The organism is Methylobacterium sp. UNC300MFChir4.1, from assembly GCF_900110155.1.
Taxonomy (GTDB): domain Bacteria; phylum Pseudomonadota; class Alphaproteobacteria; order Rhizobiales; family Beijerinckiaceae; genus Methylobacterium.
This window is the reverse complement of record NZ_FOCS01000010.1, coordinates 182,125-206,286: the sequence shown is the minus strand read 5'-3', so window position 1 is coordinate 206,286 and position 24,162 is coordinate 182,125. Positions and strand designations below refer to the sequence as shown.

Annotated in this window: 19 protein-coding genes; 7 read left to right on the top strand and 12 right to left on the bottom strand. The window is 70.9% G+C overall.

The window, feature by feature from the left end:
* The first annotated feature begins 191 nt into the window (after positions 1-191).
* From BMY19_RS15795 to BMY19_RS15785, 3 genes are all read left to right on the top strand, one after another.
* A complete protein-coding gene (locus tag BMY19_RS15795) occupies positions 192-824 on the top strand; it encodes a S24 family peptidase (protein WP_012317556.1) in 633 nt (210 codons plus the stop codon).
* 132 nt (positions 825-956) lie between these two features.
* Positions 957-2,054, top strand: a complete 1,098-nt coding sequence (locus BMY19_RS15790) for a two-component system sensor histidine kinase NtrB (protein WP_020093553.1) — start codon at positions 957-959, stop codon at positions 2,052-2,054.
* Positions 2,055-2,226: 172 nt separating this feature from the next.
* Entirely contained in the window at positions 2,227-3,201 is a 975-nt protein-coding gene (locus BMY19_RS15785; protein ID WP_100252237.1) for a TIM44-like domain-containing protein, read from the top strand.
* A gap of 43 nt (positions 3,202-3,244) precedes the next feature.
* On the opposite strand, the gene rsmA is transcribed toward BMY19_RS15785, so the two are convergent.
* The 5 genes from rsmA to lptF form a co-directional block, all read right to left on the bottom strand.
* Entirely contained in the window at positions 3,245-4,123 is an 879-nt protein-coding gene (rsmA, locus tag BMY19_RS15780) for a 16S rRNA (adenine(1518)-N(6)/adenine(1519)-N(6))-dimethyltransferase RsmA (RefSeq protein ID WP_056522390.1), read from the bottom strand.
* 10 nt (positions 4,124-4,133) lie between these two features.
* Positions 4,134-5,249 carry a 4-hydroxythreonine-4-phosphate dehydrogenase PdxA gene (gene pdxA / locus BMY19_RS15775; protein WP_091680149.1) on the bottom strand — a complete coding sequence of 372 codons (1,116 nt, stop codon included), beginning with the start codon at positions 5,247-5,249 and terminating at the stop codon, positions 4,134-4,136.
* A 110-nt stretch (positions 5,250-5,359) separates the two neighbouring features.
* Positions 5,360-7,939, bottom strand: coding sequence for an LPS-assembly protein LptD (locus BMY19_RS15770; RefSeq protein ID WP_091680147.1), 2,580 nt, complete (start codon positions 7,937-7,939; stop codon positions 5,360-5,362).
* A 77-nt stretch (positions 7,940-8,016) separates the two neighbouring features.
* The gene (lptG, locus tag BMY19_RS15765; protein ID WP_100252249.1) at positions 8,017-9,105 is read right to left on the bottom strand and encodes an LPS export ABC transporter permease LptG; all 1,089 of its coding nucleotides are present in this window, start codon (positions 9,103-9,105) and stop codon (positions 8,017-8,019) included.
* A gap of 8 nt (positions 9,106-9,113) precedes the next feature.
* A complete protein-coding gene (gene lptF / locus BMY19_RS15760; RefSeq protein WP_020093547.1) occupies positions 9,114-10,274 on the bottom strand; it encodes an LPS export ABC transporter permease LptF in 1,161 nt (386 codons plus the stop codon).
* 184 nt (positions 10,275-10,458) lie between these two features.
* Here lptF and BMY19_RS15755 point away from each other — a divergent pair, with 184 nt between their 5' ends.
* The 4 genes from BMY19_RS15755 (at position 10,459) to msrP (ending at position 15,711) form a co-directional block, all read left to right on the top strand.
* A complete protein-coding gene (locus BMY19_RS15755; protein ID WP_100252236.1) occupies positions 10,459-11,970 on the top strand; it encodes a leucyl aminopeptidase in 1,512 nt (503 codons plus the stop codon).
* Positions 11,971-12,019: 49 nt separating this feature from the next.
* Positions 12,020-12,751 carry a hypothetical protein gene (locus BMY19_RS15750; RefSeq protein ID WP_100252235.1) on the top strand — a complete coding sequence of 244 codons (732 nt, stop codon included), beginning with the start codon at positions 12,020-12,022 and terminating at the stop codon, positions 12,749-12,751.
* Positions 12,752-12,904: 153 nt separating this feature from the next.
* On the top strand, positions 12,905-14,596 hold the full coding sequence (locus BMY19_RS15745) for an AMP-binding protein (RefSeq protein ID WP_100252234.1): 1,692 nt from the start codon (positions 12,905-12,907) through the stop codon (positions 14,594-14,596).
* A 161-nt stretch (positions 14,597-14,757) separates the two neighbouring features.
* On the top strand, positions 14,758-15,711 hold the full coding sequence (gene msrP / locus BMY19_RS15740) for a protein-methionine-sulfoxide reductase catalytic subunit MsrP (protein ID WP_091680143.1): 954 nt from the start codon (positions 14,758-14,760) through the stop codon (positions 15,709-15,711).
* 96 nt (positions 15,712-15,807) lie between these two features.
* Here msrP and BMY19_RS15735 read toward each other — a convergent pair whose 3' ends face one another.
* From BMY19_RS15735 to carB, 7 genes are all read right to left on the bottom strand, one after another.
* Positions 15,808-16,068, bottom strand: coding sequence for a YARHG domain-containing protein (locus BMY19_RS15735; RefSeq protein ID WP_100252233.1), 261 nt, complete (start codon positions 16,066-16,068; stop codon positions 15,808-15,810).
* 41 nt (positions 16,069-16,109) lie between these two features.
* A complete protein-coding gene (locus BMY19_RS15730; RefSeq protein WP_012317569.1) occupies positions 16,110-17,000 on the bottom strand; it encodes a LysR family transcriptional regulator in 891 nt (296 codons plus the stop codon).
* Between the two features lie 269 nt (positions 17,001-17,269).
* Positions 17,270-18,250, bottom strand: coding sequence for a thioredoxin-disulfide reductase (trxB, locus tag BMY19_RS15725; RefSeq protein WP_100252232.1), 981 nt, complete (start codon positions 18,248-18,250; stop codon positions 17,270-17,272).
* A 14-nt stretch (positions 18,251-18,264) separates the two neighbouring features.
* A complete protein-coding gene (locus BMY19_RS15720) occupies positions 18,265-19,314 on the bottom strand; it encodes a mitochondrial fission ELM1 family protein (RefSeq protein WP_020093540.1) in 1,050 nt (349 codons plus the stop codon).
* 51 nt (positions 19,315-19,365) lie between these two features.
* Positions 19,366-19,866, bottom strand: a complete 501-nt coding sequence (locus BMY19_RS15715) for a hypothetical protein (RefSeq protein ID WP_100252231.1) — start codon at positions 19,864-19,866, stop codon at positions 19,366-19,368.
* Between the two features lie 4 nt (positions 19,867-19,870).
* Positions 19,871-20,347 carry a transcription elongation factor GreA gene (gene greA, locus BMY19_RS15710; protein WP_170855149.1) on the bottom strand — a complete coding sequence of 159 codons (477 nt, stop codon included), beginning with the start codon at positions 20,345-20,347 and terminating at the stop codon, positions 19,871-19,873.
* Positions 20,348-20,437: 90 nt separating this feature from the next.
* Positions 20,438-23,911, bottom strand: a complete 3,474-nt coding sequence (gene carB, locus BMY19_RS15705) for a carbamoyl-phosphate synthase large subunit (RefSeq protein WP_100252230.1) — start codon at positions 23,909-23,911, stop codon at positions 20,438-20,440.
* Between the last annotated feature and the right edge of the window lie 251 nt (positions 23,912-24,162).

Sequence of the window (24,162 nt, the reverse complement as noted above, 5' to 3'; positions counted from 1 at the left end):
CTGGACGTCACACAGCCCCGTCCGGACCGGCAGAGCGGATCCGGAAAGCAGATTGTCAAGTATCTCCGCGCGTACCCGGCGGGTGTCGAACGGACCCGGCGGGCGAACCGTCTCCGTGCCTCCGAGGCAGCCGGATCCCGGCTGGTGAGACGGGGGTGCCGGCCCGCTCAGGCTGAGCTTCCGAGCCCGCTATGCTGTCGCACGAGCAGATCTGGAACGCCATCGACCGGCTCGCCGAGCGCCACGGCTACTCGGCCTCGGGCCTCGCCCGCCGCGCCGGCCTCGACGCGACCAGCTTCAACCGGTCGAAGCGCGTGGGCGCCGACGGCCGCAAGCGCTGGCCGTCCACCGAGTCCGTGTCGAAGGTCCTGGCCGCCACAGGCTCGAGCCTCGACGAGTTCCTGCGGCTCATCGAGGCCCGCGAGATCCCCGCCCGCACGATGGTGCCGCTGATCGGCCTGACCCAGGCCGGGGCCGGCCGCCTGTTCACCGACGAGGGCATGCCCACCGGGGGCGCCGGCTGGGAGGAGATCGAGTTTCCGGATCTCGGCGAGGAGCGGGCCTTCGCGCTGGAGATCCAGGGCGATTCCATGCTGCCGCTGTTCCGGGACGGCGACGTCCTGATCGTGTCGCCGACGGCCAGCGTGCGCAAGGGCGACCGCGTCGTGGTCCGCCTGCACGGCGGCGAGGTTCTGGCCAAGGAGCTGCGGCGGCGTACCGCCCGGACCGTGGAACTGGCCTCCCTGAACCCCGAGCACGAGGACCGGGTCCTCAATCTCGGCGAGGTGGCCTGGATGGCCCGGGTGATGTGGGTGCGCCAGTAGGCGGTGCCCGAACGGGTCGGCACGCCGTTCGACGCGCGGATCCACCCGCGGATCCACGCTTGGCCGTGAGGCCGTTCATCGCTATCGCTGGCCCGTCGCGGACCTTCCGCATCCGCTGAGCGCGAACGCAGCATGGCGCAGCCCGGGACGGATCACAGCGCGGCCGAAGGCGGGTCGCTGGCGGACGAGGCCCGCGCGCTCCTCGACGCGCTGCCGACGCCCAGCCTGGTGCTCGATCCGCAGGGCCGTGTCCGCCACGCCAATCCCGCCCTGGAGCGGATCGCCGGCTACCCGGCGGAGCGGCTCGTCGCGCAGGGACTCGACCTGATCCTGGCGCAGCGCACGGCGCCCCTCGACCCCGCCGGCACCGAGCCTCAGGAATTCCTGGCCAGCCGCGCGGACGGGACGAGCTTCTGGGCCCGCCTGGAGACGGCGGCCCTGCCCGGAACCCCGTTCCGGATCGGCCAGATCCGCGACGAGACGGCCCGGCGCGAGGCCGAGGGCGCACTCGCGCTCTCCCGCCAGCGCGAGGCGCTGGGACTCCTGACCAACAGCGTCGCCCACGAGTTCAACAACTTCCTGCAGATCCTGATCGGCTACATCGACGGCCTCAAGCGGAGGCTCGGGGACCGGCAGGAGCCGTTCGTCCAGCGGGCGATCGCCCGCTCGGCCGACGCTACCGAGCGCGCGGCGATCCTGACCCGGCACCTGCTCGCCTATTCGCGCCGCATCGCGCCGGACGTCCGGTCGGTCGACCTCGACGCCATCGTGGCCGACCTCGCCGCCCGCCTCGAGCCCGACCTGCCGCCCGGCATCCGCCTCACCGTGGCGGCGACGCCGGGCCTGCCGCGGGCGATCAGCAATCCCACGCAGATCGAGTTCGCCCTGCGGCATCTCGTCGCCAATGCCTGCGAGGCGATGCCGTCGGGCGGGACGCTGACCCTGTCGACCTTCCGGGTGGATCCCGGCGACCGCTCCCTGCAGCAGCCGGGCCAGGGGAGCGTCGGGATCGCGGTCGGCGACACCGGGCAGGGCATGTCGCCCGAGATGCTCGCCCGGGCCCTGGCGCCGTTCCAGACCAGCCACGAGGCCGGGCGCGGCGCGGGCCTCGCGATCGTCCACGGTCTCATGAAGCGGCAGAACGGGACCATCACCCTCGACAGCCGCAGCGGGGAGGGGACGCAGGTGCGCCTCTCCTTCCCGGCCGCCCCGGAGCGCACGCTCCACTAGAGCCGTGCCATTCACGCGATGGGCGCGACGGGCGGGCTCGGAATGCGCAGCACCGATCCGGTGGAAAACGTCGCCCGGGCGACGGCGGCCAGGACTAAAACCGCTGCCCGACCGTTCCCATATCGTCACTGGCGCTCCGCGCCACCCGGTTCTCGTCCTCTGAGGCGTGTACATGTTTACTGAGATTTCGCGCCGCCGGCGTGTGGCCGCCCTCCTGGCGCTGGCCGCTGCGCTGACCGTCGCGGCACCCGTCGTGGAAGCCCGTCCGGGCGGCGGCGGGTCCGTCGGGTCCCGCGGCTCGCGCACCTACACGGCGCCCTCTGCCACGCCGACCGCCCCGGGCGGCGGGTCGACGATGCAGCGCTCGCAGACCGCGCCCTCGCCTGGCATGGGCAGCCCCGGCATGCAGGCGCCGGCCGCGCCGGGTCGCCGGTTCGGCGGCGGCTTCTTCGCGGGCTTGCTCGGCGCCGGCCTAATCGGCGCGCTGCTCGGCGGCGGCTTCTTCGGCAATCTCGGTGGCCTCGCCTCGATAATCGGCCTCCTGTTCCAGGTCGGTCTCGTCGTGCTCGTGGTGATGCTGGCCCTGCGGTTCTTCCGCCGCCGGAACGAGCCGGCCGGCGCCGGCGCGCCCTACGCCCGCTCGTCGCTCGACGATCAGCCGGGCGCCCGCGGCCCGATGGGCGGCGCTCCGGGCGGCCCGGCTCCCGGCGGCATGTTCGGCGGTGGGCAGCGCCCGCCGCAGACGCGCCCGGTGCAGATCGGCCCGGCCGATTACCAGGCCTTCGAGCGCCTGCTCGGCGACATCCAGGATGCCTACTCGCGCGAGGATCGGGTGACCCTGGGCAACCTGTCGACGCCCGAGATGGTCAGCTACTTCGACGAGGAGCTGCGCGGCAACGCGGCCCGCGGTGTGGTGAACAAGATCTCGGACGTGAAGCTGCTGCAGGGCGACCTCGCGGAGGCCTGGGGCGAGGACCGCACCGACTACGCGACCGTGGCCATGCGCTACGCCCTCAAGGACGTGATGATCGAGCGGGCGAGCGGCCGCGTCGTCTCCACGGACTCGTCCGAGGCGACGGAGCTCTGGACCTTCCTGCGCCAGCCCGGCCGCGGCTGGGTGCTCTCGGCGATCCAGCAGACCCGCTGACCCGGCAGCGCTCCGGCCTCCGGGCCGGAGCCACGGCTCTCCTTCAGGCCGGCGTCCCCACCGGGGCGCCGGCCTTTCTGTGCGCGTCCCACCGATTGGCGAGATCGACGAACCCGGACACCGGGATCTCCTCGGCGCGCGCGGTCTCGGACAGGCCGGCGGCGGCCAGCAGGGCGCCGGCCTCGGGCGTCAAGGCCTTGAGGCTCTGGCGCAGCATCTTCCGCCGCTGGCCGAAGGCCGCCCGGGTGACGGCTTCGAGCGCGCCGGCGCGGCAGGGCAGGGGCTGGGCACGCGGCACCAGCCGGACCACGCTCGAGGTCACTTTGGGCGGCGGCACGAAGGCCGAGGGGCTGACGTCGAACAGGATCTCGGCCTCCGTGCGCCAGCCGCACAGGACGCCGAGCCGGCCGTAATCGGCCCGCTCCTCCGGGCCGGCGACGATCCGCTCGGCGACCTCCCGCTGGAACATCAGCACGGCCTGATCCCACCAGGGCGGCCAGACCTCGCCGTCGAGCCAGCCGGTGAGCAGGGCGGTCCCGACATTGTAGGGCAGGTTGGCGACGATCCGCGCCGGGGCCTCGCCCACCAGCGGCCGCGGGTCGAAGGCGAGGGCGTCGGCGTCGACCACCTCGAGCCGGCCGGGATAGTGGGCGGCGATCTCGGCGAGGGCCGGCAGGGCGCGCGGGTCGCGCTCGATCGCCACGACGCGGGCGGCGCCCTCGGCGAGGAGCGCGCGGGTCAGCCCCCCCGGGCCCGGCCCGACCTCCACCACGGTCACCCCCGCGAGCGGACCGGCCGCCCGGGCGATCCGGCCGGTCAGGTTGAGGTCGTAGAGGAAGTTCTGGCCGAGCGCCTTCTTCGGCTCCAGGCCGTGGCGGGCGACGACCTCGCGCAGCGGGGGAAGACCGTCCCCGGCGCTCATGCTGGCTGCCTCACAGCTCGTCCTCGGGATCGAAGTGGCGGGCGCCGACGGGCCGGGGACGGCCGGCATAGACGCTGAACGGGATGATCTCGGCCCCGGCGGGGGCCTCGCTCCGCGCCGCCGCGTTGGCGGCCAGCCGGTCGGCGAGGCGCAGGGCCGCCACGAGGCTGTCCGGCCGGGCGACGCCCTGGCCGGCAATGTCGAAGGCCGTCCCGTGGTCCGGCGAGGTGCGCACGAAGGGCAGGCCGAGGGTGACGTTCACGCCGTCGTCGAACGCGATCGTCTTGATCGGGATCAGGGCCTGATCGTGCGTGGGCGCGAGGGCGACGTCGTAGGTCTCCCGGGCGCGGGCGTGGAACAGGGTGTCGGCGGGGAGCGGCCCGCGGATGTCGATGCCCCGCGCCCGCAGGCGCGCCACGGCGGGGGCGAGGACGTCGCGGTCCTCGCGGCCGATCGTTCCGGCCTCGCCCGCGTGCGGGTTCAGGCCGGCGAGGACGAGGCGCGGCTCGGGCAGGCCGAACCGCTCCCGCAGGTCCCGGGCGACGATCGCGGCGGTCTCCTCGACGAGTTCCTGGGTGAGCAGGTCCGGCACGTCCCTCAGCGGCACGTGGATCGTCACCGGCACCACCGAGAGGCCGGCGCTCCAGATCATCATCACCGGCCGGGGCGGCGTCACGCCGGGCGGCACCGCGAGGGCGGCCAGGAACTCGGTGTGCCCGGGATGGGCGAAGCCCGTCCGGGTCAGCACGAACTTGGCGATCGGGTTGGTCACCACCGCGCTCGCGCGCCCGGCCTTCACGAACTCCACCGCCGCGGTGATCGACTCGATGGTCGCGCCGGCATTGCCGGAATCGGGGACGCCGGGATCGGCCGCGACGCGGGCGCCGCTCGGCAAGGGCACCACGGGGAGCGCGCGCGGAAACACCTCGGCGGCCGTCTCAGGATCGACCTCCGCCACCGGGACGGGGCGGTCGAGGCGGTGGGCGAGGCGCTCGACGAAGTCGGGATCGGCCACCAAGAAGAACGGCGGCAACGGATCCGCCCCGCCGCGCCCGAGCCACGCGCTGAGCGCCAGCTCCGGGCCGATGCCGGCGGGATCTCCGAGGGTGAGGGCGAGGGGCGGCATGGGCGCTCTATAGCGCCCGCGCGGCGCGGGCGCATCCTCGGCGGCTCAGACCGAGCGGCGGGATCGCGGCGGCCGACGCGCCGGACCGGCGCGCCGCCGGTCCCGGTTCCTCAGCGGATCGAGGCGATGCCGTCGGCGGTGGTGGCGGTCCCGACGTTCTGGCGCAGGTCGGCCTCGCCCAGGGTCTTCAGCTCGACCCGCAGCAGCACGGTCTGGTTGCGCTCGCGGACGCCCGTCGCGGTCGCGATCGGCGAGTTGATGTAGTTCAGCGAGACGGTGGTGCACTCGTCCTGGTAGCCGCCGCCGAAGCTCGCGCCCGACAGGTAGAAGCGGCCCGGGTTCTGGTAGATCGGCACGGTCCCGATCGGGTTCGCCAGGTACGAGCTCAGCGCGTCCGTGTAGGTGTTGCGCACGTCGAGGTAGTGGGTCAGGTCGACGAGCAGCGAGCCCGACACGAACCAGTTCGGCGTGATGTTGTAGGTCGCGGTGGCGGTGATGCCCTCGCGGTAGTGGCTGTAGCCCAGCAGAGGCTGCGCCTCGTAGTACGAGTAGAAGGCCGAGACGGTGAGCGGCAGGAACGGCGCGAACCGCGCCGTCGCGCCGGTCTCGAACCGCGCCACGTGGAAGTCGGACTGGTTGAACCGGGCCCGGCTGATGAACGTGATGTTCTGGTTCGGCGAGACCTGGAAACGGCCGACGAAGTCCGAGCGCTGCGTCTCGAGCCCGGAATCGAGGCCGGTGTTGGCGATGTCGCCGCGGCGGAACGAGTTGACGCCCGCGAGCTGGATGGACTCGCCGAACAGGACGTTCGCGTACCAGCCGGACGGGGTCACGACCGAGTACTGGCCGCCGAGATTGGTGCGCACGCCGCCCTCGACCCGGTCGTAGCCCGAGAATTTGTCCCACTCGAACAGCGAGGTGTCGTCGAAGACGAGGCTCTGCGCGTCCTCGTTCGGCAGGCGGCCGATCCGGGTCTCCGACGGGCGCGCGATGATCTGGCCGATCGGCTCCAGGGTGTGGACGCCGAGCGCGCCGAAATTGGCGACGAACGGGTAGCGGTAGTCGAGGCCGATCGCCGGCATGACCCGCCCGGCAAAGCCCTGATCGACGTGCGCGACCTGCGGGACGAGGTCATTCTGGTAGCCCGAGAAGCTCGTGCTGTTGAAGAACGCGTCCGTGCGCAGGTACGCGAAGGGCGTGAATTTCTGGCCCAGATCGTCGATGAAGCTGCGGCGCCAGGACAGCTCCGCGGAGGCGCGGGTGTTCGTGCCGGCGAGCCCGTCGATGGCGCACAGGCCGCGCTGGAAGACCGTGCAGGTCTGGTAGAGCGGGAAGCTGACGCCGTTGACGCTCGGCGAGAACAGGTAGCTCGAGGTCCGCGGCAGGCCCTGGTACTGCGTGGTCTCGCGGGTCAGGCTGGTGATGTTCGCCTGGAAGCGCACCTCGCCGCCGATCTCCGATGGGCCATTGATCCGCTTGTCGTAGTCGATCACCGGCGCCACGATCGGCTGCTGCTTCTGCCAGTCGAAGCTCGACAGGCCCTTGAAGTAGTAGCCCCGCGCCTCGAACCACGAGCGGTCGCCCTGGCCGATCAGGAAGGCGGTCGAGGTGGCCTCACGGAAATAGTCCGTGGTGATGTTCTGGTTGCGGATCCGGTAATTGTCGAGGAACCACTTGTCGGTCACGCCGACGAGGTCCCAGCCCGTGCGCCAGCGCGGGTTGATGTAGAACCGGCCCTGCGATTCGACGGAGCCGCGGAAGTCGCGCTCGCCGGCGCCGAGGGGGCTCGGCAGGAACGCCGAGGGCGTCGTCTGCGAGATGCCCGACAGGCGGATGTTGTAGAAGCCGTTGTCGATCCGCTGGCGGAACTCGCCCTGCGCGAGCAGGCCCTGGCGGCTGAGCAGGGTCGGCGTCAGCGTCAGGTCGTAGTTCGGCGCGAGGTTGATGAAGTACGGGAGCGACACGCCGTTGCCGAGCGCCGTCGTCGTGACGAAGCGCGGCGTCAGGAAGCCGGTCTTGCGCTTCACCGTCGGGTCCGGCGCCTCGAAATACGGCAGGTAGGCCACCGGGATGCCGGCGATCTCGAGCGTCGAGTCGTCGAAGTAGACCGTGTGGGTCTCGTTGTCGTGGATGATCTTCTTCGCCTTGATCTGCCACAGCGGCGGCGTCTCAGGGTTGTCCTTGCACGGCTCGCAGGCCGTGTAGCTGCCGGACTCGAAGCTCGTCTGCTCGCCGTTCAGGCGCTCGGCCCGCGGCGCGGAGAAGCGGGTGCGCACCGTCTCGAACTTCCGCTGCACGGTCTGCTGCCCGCGGAAGGCGTCGACGAAGCCGGTCTTGAAGTCGTCGGTGAGCTCCATGCGCGCGCCGGTCACGACGCCGCCGTCGGCCTCGGTGAGGCGGACATTGCCCTCGGCGAAGACCCGGCCGGAATTCCGGTCGTAGCGCACGCGGTCGGCCTGCAGGGTCCGGGGGCCGTAATGCAGCTCGGCGTTGCCACGGGCCGTCACGGTGCCGCGGTCGTTGTCGTAGATCAGCTCGTCGGCCTCGACGAGCAGCTTGTCGCCGGGCTTCCCGGCCGCGACGGCGGGCAGGCCCTGGGCATGGGCGGACAGGCCCCCGGCCAGCGGCGCGGCGAGCGCCAGCGCGGCCCGGAAACCAGCCTTCCGCAGGATGTCGGCGACCTTACGCAACGCGCGTCCCAACCCCTGTGACGTCTGCCGCCACCAACCTCAACACCCGTCTCCCGTCCCGCGAAGGATCGCGGAAGTCAGCCGTCTTCCTGGTACAGAAGCGTGAGCGTACCGAGAAGACTGCCTACCACGGCCGGGAACCAGGCCGCCACCGGTGCGGCGACGAGTCCGGATGCTCCGAGCCCCTCCATGACCTGTCGGACCACGTAGAGGGCGAAGCCGGCCGCGACGCCACCGAGGACGAGTTTACCGACACCACCAAAGCGGAAGAACCGTAAGGAAACGGTTGCGGCGACGATGACCATGGCCACGAACAGCACCGGCCGCGCCCACAGGACATCGTACTGGAGACGGTAGCGGGTGGCGTCCAAACCGGCCCGCTCGGTCCGCGCGATCGTTGTGGGAAGTTGCCAGAAAGGCACATATTCCGGGGGGGTGAACCCCTGACGCACCTGTGCGGGGTCGAGGTTCGAGGCGATCAGGTAGGTGTCGAACGACTCAGGCGGTGTGCCCGGTGTGAGAACGCGCACATCGGAGAGTTCCCAGTAGCCGTCGTGGAGCGTCGCGCGGGCCGCGACGAGCTGCTCGGCGAACTTGCCGGCGCCGTCGAAGGTGAAGACCGACACGCCCGCCAGGGTGGTCGTGCCCTCGATGGCGGTCTCGGCGCGCAGGATCGCCTCGCCATCGAGGCCCTTCTGTCGGATCCAGAGGTCCTTGCCCGAACTCGCCTTGGTGGATTTGGCGAAGATCTTCGCCTCGATCTCGGTGGAGCGCTGCTTCAGCATCGCGGAGACCGGGTTGTAGACGCCGACCGCCAGCGCGCCGAGGGCGAGGGCCACGAAGAAGCCGGGCTGCAGGAACTGCCAGGCCGAGATCCCGGCCGCGCGGGCGACCACCAGTTCCAGCTTGCGCGAGAGCTGGAGCAGGGCCGCCATGGAGCCGAACAGGACCGCGAAGGGCAGGACGCCCTCGGCCACCGCGGGGGTGCGGTAGAGCGAGAGCTGCGCCATCAGGCCGGCGGACGCGCCCTGGGCCTCGCCGGCGCGGCGGAGCAGCTCGACGAAGTCGAGCGTGTAGACCAGCGCGAACACGGTGATGAAGACGCCGAGCACCGTGCGGAGGAACCGGGCGGCGAAGTATCGCCCGAGAGTGGGACCGATCAGCATCATCGGGTTCAGGCCGCCGGCGCGAGGCGCGGGCCGCGGAACCGGCCGCGGACGGCGCGGGCCAGGGCGGCGTTGAAGGCGCGCACCCGGGGCCCGTAGAAGATGAGGAGGCTCGACAGGAGGATCGCCAGCAGCGGCACGCCGTAGACCGCCAGGACCGCGGCGGGGCTGCGCGCGGCGGCGCTGACCGCCGCGAAGCCGCCGATGCGCAGCGCCACGACGGCGACGATCGCGCCGGCGATCGCGACGCCGCGCCCCTGCCGGGTCGTGCGGGGATCGCCCAGAGCCGCGAAGGCGATGAAGACCAGGGCCAGCGGGTAGAGGCAGGCGGAGAGCCGGTCGTGCAGCTCGGCCCGGAACCGGCCCTTCTGCAGCTTGTAGTAGCCCTCCGTCGTGTCGGGGAACAGGAGCTGCGCCGTCGAGCGCTCGCGCGGCTTGTAGATCGTGTCGGAATCCGGGGGCGCGAAGGCCGCGAGGTCGATCGTGTAGCGCTCGAAGGTCAGGATCGAGGAATCGCGGGAGTCCTTCTGCTGCTGGTGGACGCTGCCGTTCTCCAGGATCAGGTAGCTCTGGCCGTCGACGTCGACCGCGTTGCCGCGCTCGGCGAGGTAGACCTTGGTCTTCCCGGCCTCGCGCCGGTCCTGGATGAACAGCCCCTTGAGGGTGCCGCCCGGCCCGCGCTCGCGGAAGTGGAAGGTGATGCCGTTGTCGAGCTGGGTGAACTGCCCTTCCTTGACGACGTTCGCGATGAAGTCGCCGCGCACCCGGGTGATCACGTCGCGCAGCTCTTGGAAGCTCGCGGGCATGACCACCACGACCAGGAATCCCACCAGGAAGCTGACGAACAGCGCCAGGGTGAGGAAGGGCCGCAGCAGCGAGCGCGGCGGCATCCCGGCCGCCGACATGACGATCAGCTCGGAATCGCCGTTCAGCTTGTTGAGCGCGTAGATCGTGCCGATGAACAGCGCCACGGGAGCGATGACGACGACGAGGGTCGGCAGCGACAGGCCGGTGACGAAGAGGAAGACCAGCAGCGTCTGGCCCTTGGCGGTCACGAGATCGAGCTCGCGCAGGGCCTGGGTCAGCCAGATGGTGCCCGTCAGCCCGATCAGGCAGGCGAGGGTGGCGCCCAGGGCGATCCGAAAGATGTAGCGCTCGATCTGCCTCATCGGCCCGGCAGTCCCGCTCGTCCTCTCGCGCCCTCGTGGCGGCAGGGACCCGACAAAAGGGGCGATTCCAGGGCTGTCACGCCGCGTTGCGTTCTCCGTCTCAGCGGCTACACAGGGCGGATCGCCCGCGCCTCGGCGCGCGGGTGCGTAGTACGGCTCCGGAATAACGGGCAGGGCGACGGGTATGGCGGACGGTATCGAGGTCGGTTTCGGTCCCCTGGAGCAGAGCGGCCAGGGCCCCGGCGGATCCGGCGATCTCGTGGTCTTCGTCGGCGACGACCTGTCGCTCGGGTCGGCCGCCCGCGAGGCGCTGGGCGCCTCCGGGGCGGATCTCGTGGCCCGCGCCGCGGCCTCCGAGAAGTTCAAGGGCCGCTCGCTCAGCGCCCTGTCCCTGCCGGCCCCGGCGGGCGTCGGTGCCGACCGCCTCGTGGTCGTGGGCCTGGGCTCGGAGAAGGACCGGGCCAAGACCGACTGGCCGGCGCTCGGCGGCTTCACCGCCGGCAAGGTGGCGGGACGGACCGCCCGGGTCGTGCTCGACTGGCCGGGCGCGACCGTCACGGCGGCGCAGGCCGGCGAGTTCGCCCTCGGCGCGCGCCTGCGGACCTACGCGTTCGACCGCTACAAGACCAAGAAGAAGCCCGACGCCGACGACAAGACCGTCACCGCGCTGACCCTGCTGCTCGCCGATCACGGCGCGGCCGCCCGCGAGGGCGAGGGCGCCAAGTGCCTGTCCGACGGCGTGGTCCTGGCCCGCGACCTCGTGAACGAGCCGCCGAACGTGCTCTTCCCGGCTGAGTTCGCCCGCCGCGCCTCGGAACTCGCCAAGCTCGGCGTCGAGATCGAGGTGCTGGAGCCGGCCCGGATGCGGGAACTCGGCATGGGCGCGCTGCTCGCGGTGGCGCAGGGCTCGGCCCGCGAGCCGCGGATCGTGATCATGCGCTGGAACGGCGGCCCCGCGGCCGAGGCGCCCGTGGCGCTCATCGGCAAGGGCGTCGTGTTCGATTCCGGCGGCGTCTCGATCAAGCCGGGCGGCGGCATGGAGGACATGAAGGGCGACATGGGCGGCGCCGCCGCCGTCGTCGGCGCGCTCCACGCGCTCGCCGCCCGCAAGGCGCGCTGCAACGTGGTCGGCGCCATCGGCATCGTGGAGAACATGCCGGACGGCGGCTCGTACCGCCCGTCCGACATCCTGACCTCCATGTCGGGCCAGACCATCGAGGTGATCAACACCGACGCTGAGGGCCGGCTGGTGCTGGCCGACGTGATCACCCACGTCATCCGCAGCACCAAGCCCAAGGCGATCGTCGACCTCGCGACGCTGACCGGCGCGATCATCGTGGCGCTGGGCCAGGACATCGCCGGCATGTTCTCGAACGACGACACGCTGGCGGGCAACATCCACGCCGCCGGCGAGGCGACCGGCGAGAAGGTGTGGCGGATGCCGCTGATCCCCGCCTACGACAAGGCGATCGATTCCAAGTTCGCCGACATGAAGAACACCGGCGGCCGCCACGGCGGCGCCGCCACCGCGGCGTCGTTCATCAAGCGCTACGTCGAGGACGTTCCGTGGGCGCATCTCGACATCGCCGGCGTCGCGATGTCGTCGAACGCCAGCGAGATCAACCGCAGCTGGGGCGCGGGCTGGGGCGTGCGGCTCCTCGACCGGCTGATCCGCGACCATTACGAGGCCCGCTAGAGCGGCCGCGGCGGTCCCGACCCCGCGCGCCTCTCCGGCTGATCCCAGCATGGCCGCACACGCCAACGCCGCGCTCGACCGGGTCGGTCCCGGCGCCGGGACGTCCGGAGGCCGCGCCGGCGGCCTTCTGGCAGCGGCGGGGCCGATCCTCGCCATGCTGGCCGCCCTGGCTCTCGTCGCGGCGACCGGCCTGAGCCAGCGCGACGCCGTGCCGGAGGCCCTCGAGCCCTGGATCTTCGGCTACTTCATCGCCCGCTACCCGCTCTTCGCCTTCGCGCTGGTCTACGGGCTCGGCCACCTCGCGCGGGTGGTGACGGGCCCGGGCCCGGGCTCCGCGCCGCGCCGGATCGTGTTCGGACTGGCGGGCGCGGCCGCGCTCCTCGCCGCCGGGCTCTACCCGACCTTCGGCGGCCTCGTCCTGCGCGGCGCCTTCGCCGCCGGGGGCATGGCCTTCCTCACCCACCAGCCCCTGTGGCTGGCCTACGGGCTCGGCGCCGCCGTGGGCGCGCTGACGTTCGGCGGCGTCCTCGGCCTGTTCGCGGTCGCGGCCAACCGGCCCCTGCGGCCGCGGCTGCGCCGGGTCGGCTACGGCGCGCTCGCCTTCCTGACCCTGTGGCTCGGCGCGATCCTGATCGGCCTCGCCGGCGACCTGGGCGTCGGCCCCTGGCCCCGGCGGGCGATGCGGCCGGAGGAGGCCGCGCTCGCCGCCGGCCTGCTGATCGCGGCGGCCCTGCCCCACACCGTGCTGGCGACATTGCGCCGGCATCGTCCAGCCCTCTGACCCCCCTGCCTTGCGGGCCGGCCTCCGTTCCCGCAGAGTCCGCGCGACAGGCGTTGCGGGACTCGGCCCCCGAGAGTCGGGCCCGCGGGAGGCATCGCGATGCATGAGGCGAACGTGATGGAGCACGGCGCTCGAGCCGCCACGGCCGGAGCGATGCCGGGCCACCGGGCCTCCGACCGGCCCTGGCTGCCCTTCTATCCGCCCGGCGTCCCGGCGGAGATCGACGTCGCGGGCCTCGGGACCTTGGTCGACCTGTTCGAGACCAGCGTGACCGCCTTCGCAAGCCGGCCGGCGATGCTGTGCTTCGGCTCGACCATGACCTACGCGACCCTCGGCCAGCAGGCGCGCGACCTCGCGGCTTGGCTGCGCGGACAGGGTCTGGCGAAGGGCGACCGCGTGGCGATCATGCTGCCGAACGTCCCCGCCTACGCCGTGGCGATCTTCGGCGTCCTCCTGGCGGGGGGAACGGTGGTCAACACCAACCCGCTCTACACGCCCCGGGAATGCGTGCAGCAGATCAACGATTCCGGCGCGCGGATCCTGATCGTCCTGGAGAATTTCGGCGCCACCATCGCGGCGGCGCTGCCGGACGTGGCCCTGGAGCGGGTCGTCCTCGTGGGTCCGGGCGACGGGCTGGGGCTGAAGGGGCGGGTGATCAACCTCGCGAGCCGGCACGTTCGCAAGGCGGTGCCGCCGTTCCGCCTGCCGGAAGGGCTGGCGATCCCGTTCGCCACCGTGCTCCGCCAGGGCCGGACGATGCCGCGCGCGTCCGCCGCGGTCGACCCGGAGGACCTCGCCTTCCTGCAATATACCGGGGGCACCACCGGCATCGCCAAGGCGGCGATGCTGAGCCACCGCAACATCATGGCGAACGTCGAGCAGTCGCAGCTCTGGTTCAACTCGAAGGATCCGAGCGTCGCGCGCTGCGTGGTCACGGCGCTGCCGCTCTACCACATCTTCGCGCTCACCGCGTGCTTCTTCCAGTTCATGCGCAGCGGCGGCTCCTGCCTGCTGATCCCCAATCCGCGCGACTGCGACGGCATGGTCAAGACCCTGAGCCGCACGCGCTTCACCCACCTGATGGGCGTGAACACGCTGTTCAACGTCCTGATCAACCATCCGAAGATCGGCACGGTGGATTTCGCCCACCTCGACTTCGTGGTCGGCGGCGGCACGGCCGTCCAGCGGGCGGTGGCCGAGCGCTGGAAGGCCCTGACCGGCAACACGATCATTGAGGGCTACGGCCTGTCGGAGACCTCGCCGGTCGTGTGCGTCAACCCGCGGGGCATGCGCGACTTCTCCGGCACGATCGGCTACCCGCTGCCCTCCACGGAGGTCTCGATCCGCGCCGTCTCCGGCGAACCCCTCCCGGCCGGGCAGCCGGGCGAGATCTGCGTGCGCGGCCCGCAGGTGATGCGCGGCTACTGGAATCGGCCGGAGGAGACCGCGCGGGCGATGACCGCGGACGGGTTCTTCCGGACGGGCGACGTCGCGATCCTGCAGGCGGACGGCCAGGTCCGGATCGTCGACCGGATGAAGGACATGATCCTCGTCTCCGGCTTCAACGTCTATCCGAACGAGGTCGAGGACGTGCTGGCGGCCCACCCGGCCGTGCTCGAATGCGCGGTGGTCGGCGCGCCGAGCGAGGAGACGGGCGAGATGGTGGTGGCCCACGTGGTCCTGAAGGACCCGTCGGTCTCCACCGATGTCCTGCGGGCGCATGCCCGCACACAGCTCACCGGCTACAAGGTTCCCCGCCGCGTGGTGCTCCACGAGACCCTGCCGAAGACCAATGTCGGCAAGGTGCTGCGGCGGATGCTGCGCGACGAGACGCCGCCGGCCTGAGCCTCGCCCGCGCGGCGGACGACGGCCTGCGTCCCGGTGCCGCTCACGGGCGGCGTAACTCCTGCGCGCCGTTCGCCGAAAGGTGAGGCTGCGGCGCTTGCGCCCCTGTCGGCCGCGGCCGATCTGTGGGTTGTGCAGGCAGGAGATCCGAGGAGACGGCCATGTTGATCAAGCGCAGGCGCGGTTGGGAGATTCCGGAGCATCTGGCGACGCCCGAGGCCGTCTTCCTCAATCGGCGGGCCCTGATCGGCGGCGCGGCCGGGCTCGCGGCCGGCTCGCTCCTGGGTGGGCGCGCGGCCCTCGCGGCGGCGGGCGACCAACCGCTCTACCCGGCGCCGCAGAACCCCGCCTACACGCTCGACCGCCCCCTGACCCCGGAGCGCTTCAGCGCCGACTACAACAATTTCTACGAGTTCGGCACGTCGAAGACGGTGCTGCCGGCGGCCAACGCCCTCAAGACGCAGCCCTGGACCCTCAAGATCGACGGGCTCGTCGAGAAGCCGTTCGAGATCGGCGTCGACGACCTGATCCGGAAGGTCGGCCTGGAGGAGCGTCTCTACCGTCACCGCTGCGTCGAGGCGTGGTCGATGGCGGTGCCCTGGACCGGATTCCCGCTGGCGAAGCTCGTGGCGCTGGCCAAGCCCGCCTCCGGCGCGAAGTACATCCGCTTCGAGACTTTCATGGACAAGGCGATGGCGCCCGGCCAGCGGGCGTTCTTCTATCCCTGGCCCTACACGGAGGGCCTGACACTGGCTGAGGCCGGGAACGACCTCGCCTTCATGGTCACGGGGATCTACGGCAAGCCGCTGCCCAACCAGTTCGGGGCGCCGATCCGCGTCGCGGTGCCGTGGAAGTACGGGTTCAAGTCGGCCAAGTCGCTGGTGAAGATCTCGTTCACGGCCGACCGGCCGAAGACCTTCTGGGAGGGTCTGCAGGCCTCGGAGTACGGCTTCTGGGCCAACGTGAACCCGGCCGTGCCGCACCCGCGCTGGAGCCAGGCGACCGAGCGCGTCCTCGGCACTGACCAGCGCGTGCCGACGCTGATCTACAACGGCTACGGCGAGCAGGTCGCCGGCCTCTACAAGGGCCTCGAGGGCGAGCGCCTGTTCGTGTGAGCACCGGCCTGCCGGAGCCGTGCTGATCTGGCGCGGCTTCCGCAGCGACGGCGCGGCTCCTACGCTGCCCGGCCGACGAGGTCGACGGTCCGCGGCCTAGCGCGGGCAGGCATGGGCCCGCTCGAAGGCCTGCAGATCCGCCACCGTCGCCTGCTCCTGGCGCGAGAGCGGCACGCGATCCATGGCGTCGTACCGGCAATCGGCGTTGCCGAAGGTCTGGATCGCGCGCGGCGTGGTGAAGCAGTAGCCGGCCTGCTTGTAGATCAGGTTGCGTTGGTACCAAGCTTCCGCGCAGTCATCCGCCATCGCGCCGGTGGAGCCCGCGACGAGGATCAGAGCGTAGAGAGCAGCGCGCATCGAATCGTCTCCGTGAGGAGACGGATCCAACCATCGGATGCTCAGTAGGTCCAGCGCTGCGCCTTCGAGACGAGGAAGTCGCGGAACGCCTGCACCCGGGCGACCGAGCGCATCTCCTCGGCGTAGACGAGGTAGCTCTCCAGGCTCGGCATCTCGGTCTCGCGCAGAACCTGCACGAGCTGCTGGCCGCCATCCACCGCGTAATCGGGCAGGATGCCGATGCCGGCGCCGGCCTCCATGGCGCGCTGCAGGGCGCCGATATTGTTCACCGTCAGGTGGACCTGGCGCCGCTCGCGGCCCTCGCGGCCCGCATCGGCGAGCCAGTGGGCGGCCAGCAGGTACGAGGGCTCGTTGCCGCCGAAGGAGACGAGGCGGTGGTCGTCGAGCTCCTCGATGGTCTTGGGCTCGCCGAACCGCTTCACGTAATCCGGGCTGGCGAAGGCGTGGTAGTGCACGGTGAACAGCCGCCGCTGGATCAGGTCCGGCTGCGCCGGGCGGCGCATTCGGATCGCCACGTCGGCCTCGCGCATGGCCAGATCGAGCTCCTCGTTGGTGAGTATCAGCTCGATGCGCACGTCCGGGTAAAGGTCCAGGAACTCGCCGACCCGCTGCGACAGCCAGGACGTGCCGAGGCCGACCGTGGTGGTGACCTTGAGGTCGCCGGTCGGCCGCTCGGAGGTCTCGACGAGGCGCGCCCGGGTATTCTCCAGGCGCAGCTTCATGTCCCGCGCGGCGCGGAACAGCAGGTCGCCCTGCTCGGTGAGCAGGAGGCCGCGGGCGTGGCGATGGAAGAGCGGCGCCTTCAGCTCGCGCTCCAGGGCGCTGATCTGGCGGCTGACCGCCGATTGGCTGAGCCCGATATCGTCACCCGCCTTGGTGAAGCTCCCCGCCTCCGCGACGTTGAGGAAGATCCGGATCTTGTCCCAGTCCAAGGCGAGAACCCCTACCAGCGCGCGCCCGCGGGTCGCGCCCGGGGTGGAGAAGGGGCGCGAAGCGGCGGGCAGATCACCGGGCGAACTGCGCGGTGCCGCGTGCGGATGGCCGCTCCCGACACCGCGCGGGCATGCAATCGGTGCATCCCGGCGCAGTCAGCACTCCTATGCACACGGTGCATGGTCCTGCGCAAGCATAAGCAGCGCGAACTTGTTGAAATGCGGGGCCTGACGGCTTCGCGCGGGAGGTGCGGAGGCCCGTCCGGCCGTCATTCCGCCGCGGCGGCCTGGACCGGGCTCTCACCGATCTCGAGATTGGCCAGGAAATTCTCCGCCTCCAGAGCCGCCATGCAGCCCATGCCGGCGGCGGTGATCGCCTGGCGGTAGACGTCGTCCGTGACGTCGCCGGCGGCGAACACGCCCGGGATCTCGGTCTCGGTCGTGCCGGGCTTCACGGTGAGATAGCCGCCGTGGCGCATGGGCAGCTGACCCTCGAAGATGGCGGTCGCCGGCTGGTGGCCGATCGCCACGAACACGCCGTCGGCCTTCACCTCGCTGATCTCGCCCGAACGCGGATCCTTGAGACGGACGTGCGTCACGTTCGGTGCCGGCTTCTGCACGCCGCAGATCTCGGCGATCTCGCGGTGCCACAGCACCTCGACGTTCGGGTGCTTGAACAGGCGCTCCTGAAGGATCCGCTCGGCGCGGAAGCTGTCGCGGCGGTGGACCACCGTCACCTTGCTGGCGATGTTGGCGAGGTACAGGGCCTCCTCGACCGCAGTGTTGCCGCCGCCGACCACCACGACGTCCTTGCCGCGGAAGAAGAACCCGTCGCAGGTCGCGCAGGCCGAGACGCCACCGCCCTGGAACGCCGCCTCGGACGGGATGCCGAGCCACTTGGCCTGCGCCCCGGTGGCGATGACCAGGGCGTCGCACGAGTAGGTCTCGCCGGAATCGGCCTCGAGGCGGAACGGCCGCTGCTTGAGATCGACCTTCGTGATGTATTCCGAGACGATCCGGGTACCGACGTGCTCGGCCTGGAGGCGCATCTGCTCCATCAGCCAGGGGCCCTGGATGGCCTCGGCGAAGCCCGGGTAGTTCTCGACATCCGTGGTGATCATGAGCTGGCCGCCCGGCTGGAAGCCGGAGATCAGCAGCGGCTCGACCATGGCGCGGGCGGCGTAGATCGCCGCCGTGTAGCCGGCGGGTCCCGAGCCGATGATGACGAGCTTGGCGTGGGTGTGGGCCATCTGTCTCGGTCTCCTCAGGCCGGTCCGGCCGCGCGGCGCGCGGCATAGGCGTCGGCGAGCGCCCGGGCGATCACCGGAGTCGCGTCGATCGGCTTGTACGTCAGATCTGCCAACTGACCGGTGAACGGTCGCAGCGCCCCGGCGATCGCCAGCCCGGCGAACATGCGCCGATGCCGGATATAAGTACGCGGCAGGTCGAACAGCAGGACCGGCGCGCCGGTGGACACCGCCTCGCTCACCATGTTGGCCGAGTCGGAGGTCACGACGATCGCCTCGGCGAGCGCCAGCATGGCCACGTAGGGATTGTCGCCGCTCCCGTCCCAGAGGAACCCCCCGGTCTCGGCGGCGAGCACCTTCACGGCGTCGCGGAGCGGGTTCGGCGTCCGGCGGGAGATCGTCACCATCAGCCGGCAGCCCTGCGCGGCCAGCCCGCGCAGATCCTCCACGAGGCGGTTCATGTCGGTCTTGCGGTAGCTCAGGTGACGGCTGTCGCCGCCGACCAGCACCGCCACCCGCGGGCCGTCGAGGCGCGCGAGCCGCGGATCCGGCCGGGCCCGGGCCGCGGCCAGGCGCGCCGCGGTGACGAGGTGCGGCGCCGTGAGCGTGGTGAAGACGTTGGGACCGCGCAGATCGTCGTAATCCGGCACCCAGATGAAGTCGGCGCTGTCGGCGCCGGTCCGCGGATCCTTCAGGAAGGCCGTGAAGGTCCGGCCGCCGGTCGCGCGCCGCACGGTCCGCAGGTACGGGACCGACCGGCGGCCGGAGGCGATCAGGATGTCGGGGTAGGGGCCCGACAGGGCGCCGGCCCGGCGGCGCGGGCCCTCGCGCGGGTCGATCGGCCCCCAGGGCGCCATCCAGCCGAATGGTCCTGAGGCCGGCACCTTCCGGATCTCGAAGTCGAGACCCAAGGTCTCGGCGATGCCGACGCACTGGTTCTCGTCGCCGGCCTTGCCGTCCGTGACGATCCAGGCGCGGGCGCGGGCGAGCTCGGGCAGGCGCTCGCGCCGCGGGTCCGAATTGCTGACCGGCGCGCTCTGCGCCTCCGACACGTCGATGCTTGCCATGCTCCTCACCGGATACGCCCCACGCTGCCGACCGGGGCCGGCGGCCGCCTTCTAATCCCGCGGCAGGTCGCGGGCGAGCCACTGGGCGTAGATGTCGGCGATGGCGGCGAGCCGGCGCTGCTCGAATTGCGGATCGTACCACGCGCCGCCGTAGCTCGACGGCGTCGCGGTCATCTGCGGGTAGCGCCCGAGCACCTGCCCCTTGGGCCCGACGAGCAGCGCCTCGCCCTCCATGTAGTCGGTCTCGAAGTTGCCGCCCAGGCCGCGCAGGGAACCGCTGCCGACATAGGGCCGCAGCGACAGGCTCGTCACGACCACGACGAGGCGCGGCCCGCGGCCGCCGATCCGACCGGCGAAGTTCTTCCGCAGGGCGTCGGTCAGGTCGCCGGCCAGCGCCTCGGCCTGCAGCCCGGCGCCCTTGTTCAGGAGCGGCCGCACGTCGACCCGGACGTCGGAGAAGACCGGGGTCGGCGGAAAGTCGCTCGCCGTCGCGGACCCCGCGACGGCACCGAGGAGCAGGCCGGCGAGCCGGCCCCACGTACGCGGGCGCATCGGCTCAGCCGCCGTACTGGACGGCGACGACCTCGTAGGACTTGCCGCCCCCGGGGGTGGTGACCTCGACCGTGTCGCCGACGCCCTTGCCGATCAGCGCGCGGGCGATCGGCGAGGTGATCGAGACCCGGCCCGAGCGCACGTCGGCCTCCGGCTCTCCCACGATCTGGTAGGTCTTCTCCTCCTCCGTGTCCTCGTCGACGAGCTTCACGGTGGCGCCGAACTTGATCCTGTCACCAGAGAGCTTCGTGACGTCGATCACTTCGGCCCGCGCGATCATGCTCTCGAGCTCGAGGACGCGGCCCTCGTTGTGGGACTGCGCCTCCTTGGCGGCGTGGTACTCGGCGTTCTCCGACAGGTCGCCGAGCGCGCGGGCCTCCGCGATCGCCTGGATGATGCGCTGGCGCTCCACCTGCTGGCGGTGCTTCAGCTCCTCTTCGAGGGCTGCCAGCCCGCGCACCGTGATCGGAACCTTGTCTATCGCCATCGTCTCGCGCCACAATGAAGAGGCCCGGCCGAGAGTGCAGCACTCTCCCCGGGCCATGAAATGAAGTCAGCGGAACCCTGAGGTTCAGGCCGCGAAGTATTCCTGCAACGCGCGGACCTTGAGATCGCCTTCTAGATAGGCCTTGATCCCCTCGGCCGCGGCCATCGCGCCGGCTAGAGTGGTGTAATACGGCACCTTATGCAAGAGGGCCGCGCGCCGGAGCGAGCGCGAGTCCGAAAGGGCGCCGGCCCCCTCGGTGGTGTTCAGGACGAGGTGGATCCCGCCGTTCTTGATCGCGTCGACCACGTGCGGCCGGCCCTCCAGAACCTTGTTGATCCGCTCTGCCGGAACGCCGTTCTCCGCGAGGTAGCGCTGCGTGCCGCCGGTCGCCAGGATGGTGAAGCCGAGATCGGACAGGAGCTTCATGGTCGGCAGGATGCGGGCCTTGTCGGCATCCCGCACCGAGACGAAGACGGCCCCCGCCTTCGGTACCTGGGTGCCCGAGCCGAGCTGGCTCTTGGCGAAGGCCACGCCGAAGCTGGCGTCGAGCCCGATCACCTCGCCGGTGGAGCGCATCTCCGGTCCGAGCAGCACGTCGACGCCGGGGAAGCGGGCGAAGGGGAAGACCGCTTCCTTCACGGCGATGTGCGGCAGGGTCTTGGGCTTCAGGCCGAAGGTCGCGAGCGGCTCGCCCGCCATGATCCGGGCCGCGATCTTGGCGATCGGCTCGCCGATGACCTTGGCGACGAACGGCACCGTGCGCGAGGCGCGGGGGTTCACCTCCAGCACGTAGATCGTGCCGTCCTTGATGGCGTACTGCACGTTCATCAGGCCGACGACGTTGAGCGCCAGCGCCATGGCCTTGGTCTGCCGCTCCAGCTCGTCCATGATCTCGGCCGAGAGCGAGCGCGGCGGCAGGGAGCAGGCCGAATCGCCGGAATGGATGCCGGCCTCCTCGATGTGCTCCATGATGCCGGCGATGAACACGTCCTTGCCGTCGCAGACTGCGTCGACGTCGACCTCGACCGCGTCCGAGAGGTAGCGGTCGAACAGGAGCGGGTTCTTACCCAGCACCGTGTTGATCTGGCCGGTCTTGTCGTTCGGGTAGCGGGCCTTCACCTCGGAGGGGATCAGGCTCGGCAGCGTGTCGAGCAGGTAGTCGGCGAACTGCGTCTCGTCGCGGATGATTGCCATGGCGCGGCCACCGAGCACGTAGCTCGGGCGGACCACGAAGGGCAGGCCGAGCGTCTCGGCCACCAGCCGGCTCTGCTCGACCGAGTAGGCGATGCCGTTCTTCGGCTGCTTCATCGCGAGCTTGTCGAGGAGCCGCTTGAACTGGTCCCGGTCCTCGGCAAGGTCGATCGCGTCGGGCGAGGTGCCGAGGATCGGCACGCCGGCGGCCTCGAGGGCGCGGGCAAGCTTCAGCGGGGTCTGGCCGCCGAACTGCACGATCACGCCGTGCAGGGTGCCGGCCTGCCGCTCGGTCTCGATGATCTCCAGCACGTCCTCGGCGGTCAGCGGCTCGAAATAGAGCCGGTCCGAGGTGTCGTAGTCGGTCGAGACCGTCTCCGGGTTGCAGTTGACCATGATGGTCTCGTAGCCGGCGTCCGACAGCGCGAAGCAGGCGTGGCAGCAGCAATAGTCGAACTCGATGCCCTGGCCGATCCGGTTCGGGCCGCCGCCGAGGATCACGACCTTCTTGCGATCCGAGGGCTCCGCCTCGTCCACGACCGCGCCCGCGAACGGCGCCACGTAGGTCGAGTACATGTAGGCGGTGGGCGACTTGAACTCGGCCGCGCAGGTGTCGATCCGCTTGTAGACCGGGCGCACCGCCAGGGCGCGCCGGGCCGCGCTGACGGCGGCCTCGTCGGTTTTGGCCAGCACCGCGAGGCGGGCATCCGAGAAGCCGGCGGCCTTGAGCTGGCGGAAGGCGCCGGCCGTCTTCGGCAGGCCGTGGGCCTTCACGCGGTTCTCGAGGTCGATGATCGCCTGGAGCTGCTCGAGGAACCACGGGTCGATCTTGCAGGAGGCGTAGACCTGCTCGTGGCTGACGCCGAGCCGCAGGGCCTGCGCGACCTTGAGCAGCCGGTCCGGGGTCGGGGTGCCGATCGCCGCCTTGATGGCGTTGTGGTCGTCGCCCTTGCCGAGCCCCTCGATCTCGATGTCGTCGAGGCCGGTCAGGCCGGTCTCGAGCGAGCGCAGGGCCTTCTGCAGCGATTCGGCGAAGCAGCGGCCGATCGCCATGGCCTCGCCCACCGACTTCATGGCGGTGGTCAGCGTCGGCTCGGCGCCCGGGAACTTCTCGAAGGCGAAGCGCGGGATCTTGGTGACGACGTAGTCGATCGTCGGCTCGAACGAGGCCGGCGTCGCTCCGCCCGTGATGTCGTTGGCGATCTCGTCGAGCGTGTAGCCGACGGCGAGCTTGGCCGCGACCTTGGCGATCGGGAAGCCGGTGGCCTTGGAGGCGAGGGCCGAGGAGCGCGAGACGCGCGGGTTCATCTCGATCACGATCATGCGCCCGTTCTCGGGGTTGATCGCGAACTGCACGTTCGAGCCGCCGGTCTCGACGCCGATCTCGCGGAGCACCGCCAGCGATGCGTCGCGCATCACTTGGTACTCCTTGTCGGTGAGCGTCAGCGCCGGCGCGACGGTGATCGAATCGCCCGTGTGGACCCCCATCGGGTCGATGTTCTCGATGGAGCAGACGATGATGCAGTTGTCGTTCCGGTCCCGGACGACCTCCATCTCGTACTCTTTCCAGCCGAGCACGCTCTCCTCGATGAGCACCTCGTTGGTCGGCGACGCGTCGATGCCGCGCTCGACGATGTCGAGGAACTCCTCGCGGTTGTAGGCGATGCCGCCGCCGGTGCCGCCCATGGTGAAGGACGGCCGGATGATCGCCGGCAGGCCGACCTCGGCCAGCGCGATCAGCGCCTGCCCGATCGCGTGCTCACCGTAGCGCTTGCGCCGCTCGGTCTCGCCCGCGGCCCAGCTCTTCTCGTAGGCCGCCAGCGCGGCCTGGCGCGCCGCCGGATCGCTGTTCGCCGCCTCGATCCTGGCGATCTCGGCCAGGTAGGCCTGACGGTCCGCCTTCTTGGCGGCGGACGCGTTGGCTAGCGCCGATTTCGGGGTGTCGAGCCCGATCTTGGTCATGGCGTCGCGGAACAGGCTCCGGTCCTCGGCCTTGTCGATGGCCTCGGCGGTGGCGCCGATCATCTGCACGCCGTACTTCGCGAGCACGCCCATCTTCTGCAGCGACAGGGCGCAGTTGAGCGCCGTCTGGCCGCCCATCGTGGGCAGGATCGCGTCGGGGCGCTCCTTCTCGATGATCTTGGCGACGATCTCCGGGGTGATCGGCTCGACGTAGGTCGCGTCCGCCATGTCCGGGTCGGTCATGATGGTCGCGGGGTTCGAGTTCACCAGGACGATGCGGTAGCCCTCCTCGCGGAGCGCCTTGCAGGCCTGAGTGCCGGAATAATCGAACTCGCAGGCCTGTCCGATGATGATCGGACCCGCACCGATGATCAGGATCGAGGAGATGTCGGTGCGTTTGGGCATCGTGGGCCTTCTCAGGCCAAGCGCGCCCGATCGGGCACGGCTCGACTGAGCCCTGCTCCCGGACGCGCGTGGCGGGAATGTCGTTGAGCCCCGCGTTTACACGGGCGACGGGCGCATTGGAAGGCCGGGACAACCGCGCAGTCTGGCCGCGCGCCCGGCGCATGGATGCGGCATCGATCCTTCGATTTGGAGGATTTATAAATTCTCACAAGAATTCATCGATTTCTTGCAGGAAATCGACACCGGACCTT

Coding starts and splice junctions, on each gene's coding strand:
- BMY19_RS15750 (WP_100252235.1), top strand. CDS start 12,020: ATGGCCGCACACGCCAACGCCGCGCTCGACCGGGTCGGTCCCGGCGCC.
- BMY19_RS15715 (WP_100252231.1), bottom strand. CDS start 19,866: ATGCGCCCGCGTACGTGGGGCCGGCTCGCCGGCCTGCTCCTCGGTGCC.
- BMY19_RS15755 (WP_100252236.1), top strand. CDS start 10,459: ATGGCGGACGGTATCGAGGTCGGTTTCGGTCCCCTGGAGCAGAGCGGC.
- BMY19_RS15795 (WP_012317556.1), top strand. CDS start 192: ATGCTGTCGCACGAGCAGATCTGGAACGCCATCGACCGGCTCGCCGAG.
- BMY19_RS15790 (WP_020093553.1), top strand. CDS start 957: ATGGCGCAGCCCGGGACGGATCACAGCGCGGCCGAAGGCGGGTCGCTG.
- BMY19_RS15720 (WP_020093540.1), bottom strand. CDS start 19,314: ATGGCAAGCATCGACGTGTCGGAGGCGCAGAGCGCGCCGGTCAGCAAT.
- msrP (WP_091680143.1), top strand. CDS start 14,758: ATGTTGATCAAGCGCAGGCGCGGTTGGGAGATTCCGGAGCATCTGGCG.
- rsmA (WP_056522390.1), bottom strand. CDS start 4,123: ATGAGCGCCGGGGACGGTCTTCCCCCGCTGCGCGAGGTCGTCGCCCGC.
- pdxA (WP_091680149.1), bottom strand. CDS start 5,249: ATGCCGCCCCTCGCCCTCACCCTCGGAGATCCCGCCGGCATCGGCCCG.
- trxB (WP_100252232.1), bottom strand. CDS start 18,250: ATGGCCCACACCCACGCCAAGCTCGTCATCATCGGCTCGGGACCCGCC.
- carB (WP_100252230.1), bottom strand. CDS start 23,911: ATGCCCAAACGCACCGACATCTCCTCGATCCTGATCATCGGTGCGGGT.
- BMY19_RS15785 (WP_100252237.1), top strand. CDS start 2,227: ATGTTTACTGAGATTTCGCGCCGCCGGCGTGTGGCCGCCCTCCTGGCG.
- BMY19_RS15745 (WP_100252234.1), top strand. CDS start 12,905: ATGCCGGGCCACCGGGCCTCCGACCGGCCCTGGCTGCCCTTCTATCCG.
- lptG (WP_100252249.1), bottom strand. CDS start 9,105: ATGCTGATCGGTCCCACTCTCGGGCGATACTTCGCCGCCCGGTTCCTC.
- lptF (WP_020093547.1), bottom strand. CDS start 10,274: ATGAGGCAGATCGAGCGCTACATCTTTCGGATCGCCCTGGGCGCCACC.
- BMY19_RS15735 (WP_100252233.1), bottom strand. CDS start 16,068: ATGCGCGCTGCTCTCTACGCTCTGATCCTCGTCGCGGGCTCCACCGGC.